Origin of the sequence: Achromobacter sp. (assembly GCF_050285585.1) — a bacterium.
In the GTDB taxonomy this organism is placed as follows: Bacteria; Pseudomonadota; Gammaproteobacteria; order Burkholderiales; family Burkholderiaceae_B; genus Achromobacter.
The window spans coordinates 1-3,549 of sequence record NZ_JBLZXF010000093.1 but is presented as its reverse complement, the minus strand read 5'-3'; the positions used below and the strand labels follow the sequence as shown (position 1 = coordinate 3,549).

Sequence of the window (3,549 nt, the reverse complement as noted above, 5' to 3'; positions counted from 1 at the left end):
TAGAAGTCGCCCATGCGGTAGAACAGCAGCAAGGGACCGGCCTCCGCCTTCAGGCGGAGGTATTGCTGCATCATGGGGGTGTGATTTGATAGCTGATCGTCCATTTCAGCCCGTGATTTCGGCGTTTCGCCTTGCGCTGCTTGCATTTGCTTGGGGAGTGTTCGGTGTTTCGTGGTTGCTCTATAGCCCAGCGACACCCATCAAAACCCACCAACACTTAATGGTTTGGCGTAGGTTTCTCTAGTGCGGAATTGTGAAGTTACGCCACTTCGTTTAGGATCTTCGAAAAAGCTACGCCAGAGGATCCCGACTTCATGCAATTCGACGCGCGCGCCGCCAAGCTGTTAGAGCCTGGGCGACACCTTACCATTGATGGCTATCCGGGGCTGCGCTTGGAGGCAACCGAGAGCTCAAGAACCTGGACCTACCGCTACAAGAGCCCGGTCAATGGCGCTATGCGTCAGAAGAAGATTGGGCGGTGGCCCGCCGTGTCGTTCGCCGCGGCGATTGTGGAGTGGGAAGCGCTGCGGCAGAAGCGCGAGGCGGGAATTGATGTTGCCGCTGAGGCGAGGCGCGAGCGCCAGTCCGCCGTTGCAGCGAAAGCCGCTGAGAAGGAGAAGAACAAGGGGGCGCTAACGGTACAGCGCGTCTGTGACCTCTATCACGCAGGTCACATCGTCCGGAATCGGGGGGAGAAGGGGCAGGTAGAAATCGCCCGCATGTTCAGAACGATGCTCGGCGACCTAGCGGGAAAGGAGGCGGCGGAGGTGAGCCGCGCCGATGCCTTTGCGCTGATTGAGTCGTACGCTCATATACCGGTGCAGGCGCAGATACTGCGGCGTGAGCTCGGGGCTGCGTGGGAGTACTGCCACGATGCGGGCAAGCTGGCCGAGAGTGTTCCCAACTGGTGGCGCCTGATCTTGCGCGGAAAGCTTAAGTCAAAGGGAAAGGCCATCAACGGAGTCAAACGCGGCGCCCTCAAACGGGTATTGTCGCCTCAGGAGGCTGGCCAGTTGATTCCGTGGTTGCCGAATTTCTCCCGCGACATAAACGACATTCTTACGCTTTATCTCTGGACCTGCGCGCGAGGCGTGGAGATCACGGCTATGGAGGCGTCGGAGATTACGGAAGAGGATGACGGTCTGTGGTGGTCCGTGCCGAAGGCCAAAACGAAGAATGCGAAGCGAGAGGATGCTACGGATTTTCGCGTGCCACTCATCGGGCGCGCAGAAACCATTGTCCGGCGCCGCCTGAACGCCTATCCGACTGGTTACCTCTTCCCGTCCTATGGGAAGACGGGGCATTGGGAGCAAAAGTCAGTTCAAACGCGCGTGTATTACCAGCAGCCGTACAGCAACACAGCGCCCGAACGCAAGCGCATCCGCCTGACCGTGACGCATTGGGCGCCACACGACCTGCGGCGGACCGCGAGGACATTCCTGGCTTCGATGGGATGCCCGAGGGATGTGGCCGAGGTCATCATCGGCCACATGCTCCCTGGGGTTGAGGGGGTCTACAACCGGCACAGCTACGACAAGGAGCGCCGGGTCTGGTTGGGCCGTCTGTCGGAGTACCTTGAGCAGTTGGCTGTTAAGCACGGCTAGACGGCATTTTCCGGCATCTGCTTAGCTTTGCCTTTCTTTGCTCCCGTGTTGGGGGGCGGAAGCATTGCCGAGCGTGGCCGCTTCTGTGCCCACTCCAGGATCTCGGAATACAGGTAGCCGACACGCCGCCCGGAAAGCTCGCGGGGGGCTGGGAATTCGTCTCGCGTCACCATCGCCTGAATAGTCGATTCGGCCAGCGTGGTCATAAACGCGGCGGTAGCTAGATCGACATACACAGGCTCGATGCGGATGTTGGGGTTTAGCATGCACCCTCCAAAACGAAGCCCGCACTGGGCGGGCCGCTTGATGAATTGCATCATTAATGATGCGTAATTGAATTCAGTGATTCATTAATCACTCGTAGACCGCGCCTCCGTCGGTGTGCGAGTTGCCGCTTTCCCGCGAGGCTGGAATCATTGCCTGGCGCTGGCTGGCGGCCGGTGAGGGCGCAGAAGTTGCCGGTTTTCTTGCCGGTTGCGCGGATAAGGCGCGGATGGATTCCTCCAGCGCCTGCATTTCGCAGACCCAAGTTGCGCCCTCGCCGGGGTACTCCCGCGTGCCAGTCTCACAGTCTGTGCTGCCGTGGTTGGCGTCGTAGTCCTCGACCGTCTTCTTGACCAGATCCGCCGCGGCCTTGACGCCGGCTCCGAAGGCCTCCTCACGCTCCGCCTGCCATTTTCGATACCGCTCCAGGCTTCCCTTGGCGCTGACCTTCGGCGGCGTCACGCCCTGATGCTCGTCCAGCCACGCCTGCACCTCGCCACCCGACCACATCTTGCGCAGATGGGCGGGGAACTGGATGCGCACCGCCTCGCTGGCCTGGGGCGCAGGTTCGCCCATATGCGTCGGGCCGTTCTCGGCGTTCAGGGCGGCAACGAGGCGGGACGACGTTTCCCGCTCTGCACGTAAGTCGCGCTCGGCTTCCAAGGCGCGCCGTTTCCAGATGGCCAGATCCTCGCGGGCACCCTCGTAGGCGTCCGCGAAGCCCACAGGTTTGCGCCAAAGCTGCGCAGCCAAGAACGGGTCTTTTTCCAGCCGCTCCGCCGAAACGCCTTGGGGGTTGCAGTCAATGCATGGCATCGAATGCGGATAGCCAGTCGTGTGGCTTGTATACCAGCCGGGGCCGCCGCACCGCTTGCACCGCTCCCCGGCTACAGGGGCGCTTGCCAGGGCGGCCGGAACACCCGCGCAAGCCGAAACTTCCCGGCAGTGCGTCAGGTTGGCCTTGAGGCTCACAAGGGCTTCCTTCGGCGTAGAAATCCCGTCTTGTATATTGCGTATCCAAACCATGGCGTTGCATGCCATGTCCGCCCATTCGTTCGCCACATGCGCCAGCGCTTGCCGCTCATCGGCTACAGGGGCGCGCAGCTTGGACAGCAGGGCGGATTCGATGGCGCGGGCGAATGCGATCTTGTCGGCGCCGGTCAGCGGATAGGTCGTGCTGGTTTCGCTGACGTAGGCATCCCAGCGGTGCAATATTTCGTCATCCGTCAGCACGGGCTGGGCGGTGTTGTTCTTGGTCATGTCCTTTCCTTGGTGGTGGGCTGAGCGGCGAGTTGCCAGCAAACGGGCTTTTCGGCGTCGAGCCGGCGAACAAGCCCCAGCTTTTCCAGGTGCAGCAGCCAGGCGCGGACGGCGCCGCTGTGCTGGTGTTGGGTGCTACCGAAGCGCGGGCGCACCCTGTCAGCCACGTCTCGGGTCAGAAGCGCGCCAGGGCCCGCCAGTGCGGCGATAACCTTTTTCTCGTATTCGCTGAGTTCCATCACGCCTCTCCCTGCTGCTGGACCTGGGCGGCATGATGCGCCGCAGCTTCTTCCGGACTGGCAAGCTCGAAATGGGGATGCTCGATGCCGTCGGGCGTGACCACGACCATGCGGTGGGTCTTGAACAGGCCGCCCAGGCTCCAGTTGCAGGGCTGGCCGTCGGGCTCCTTTCGAGGCGACCC

At 61.9% G+C, this 3,549-nt stretch carries 6 protein-coding genes; 1 reads left to right on the top strand and 5 read right to left on the bottom strand.

Annotation, left to right across the window (positions count from 1 at the left end):
* Nucleotides 1-146: hypothetical protein (locus ACN6PJ_RS31335; protein ID WP_427999514.1), on the bottom strand; the 146-nt coding region annotated here is incomplete at its 3' end.
* Nucleotides 147-314: 168 nt separating this feature from the next.
* Between ACN6PJ_RS31335 and ACN6PJ_RS31330 the strand changes: the two genes are divergently transcribed.
* Complete coding sequence (locus ACN6PJ_RS31330) at nt 315-1,604, top strand: tyrosine-type recombinase/integrase (protein ID WP_427999513.1); 1,290 nt, start codon at nt 315-317, stop codon at nt 1,602-1,604.
* Here the strand turns inward: ACN6PJ_RS31330 and ACN6PJ_RS31325 are convergent.
* The 4 genes from ACN6PJ_RS31325 to ACN6PJ_RS31310 all read right to left on the bottom strand — a co-directional run.
* Nucleotides 1,601-1,870 carry a helix-turn-helix transcriptional regulator gene (locus ACN6PJ_RS31325; RefSeq protein WP_427999512.1) on the bottom strand — a complete coding sequence of 90 codons (270 nt, stop codon included), beginning with the start codon at nt 1,868-1,870 and terminating at the stop codon, nt 1,601-1,603. The genes ACN6PJ_RS31330 and ACN6PJ_RS31325 overlap by 4 nt on opposite strands.
* A gap of 88 nt (nt 1,871-1,958) precedes the next feature.
* Nucleotides 1,959-3,128, bottom strand: a complete 1,170-nt coding sequence (locus tag ACN6PJ_RS31320) for a hypothetical protein (protein ID WP_427999511.1) — start codon at nt 3,126-3,128, stop codon at nt 1,959-1,961.
* The gene (locus tag ACN6PJ_RS31315) at nt 3,125-3,367 is read right to left on the bottom strand and encodes a hypothetical protein (RefSeq protein ID WP_427999510.1); all 243 of its coding nucleotides are present in this window, start codon (nt 3,365-3,367) and stop codon (nt 3,125-3,127) included. The genes ACN6PJ_RS31320 and ACN6PJ_RS31315 overlap by 4 nt, the downstream gene beginning before the upstream one ends.
* The coding region (locus ACN6PJ_RS31310) for a VVA0879 family protein (RefSeq protein ID WP_427999509.1) at nt 3,367-3,549 on the bottom strand (183 nt) is incomplete at its 5' end. The genes ACN6PJ_RS31315 and ACN6PJ_RS31310, both read right to left, overlap by 1 nt.

Bases quoted from the DNA above. Each gene is read 5' to 3' on its own strand.
- ACN6PJ_RS31320 (WP_427999511.1), bottom strand. From the start codon at position 3,128: ATGACCAAGAACAACACCGCCCAGCCCGTGCTGACGGATGACGAAATA.
- ACN6PJ_RS31315 (WP_427999510.1), bottom strand. From the start codon at position 3,367: ATGGAACTCAGCGAATACGAGAAAAAGGTTATCGCCGCACTGGCGGGC.
- ACN6PJ_RS31330 (WP_427999513.1), top strand. From the start codon at position 315: ATGCAATTCGACGCGCGCGCCGCCAAGCTGTTAGAGCCTGGGCGACAC.
- ACN6PJ_RS31325 (WP_427999512.1), bottom strand. From the start codon at position 1,870: ATGCTAAACCCCAACATCCGCATCGAGCCTGTGTATGTCGATCTAGCT.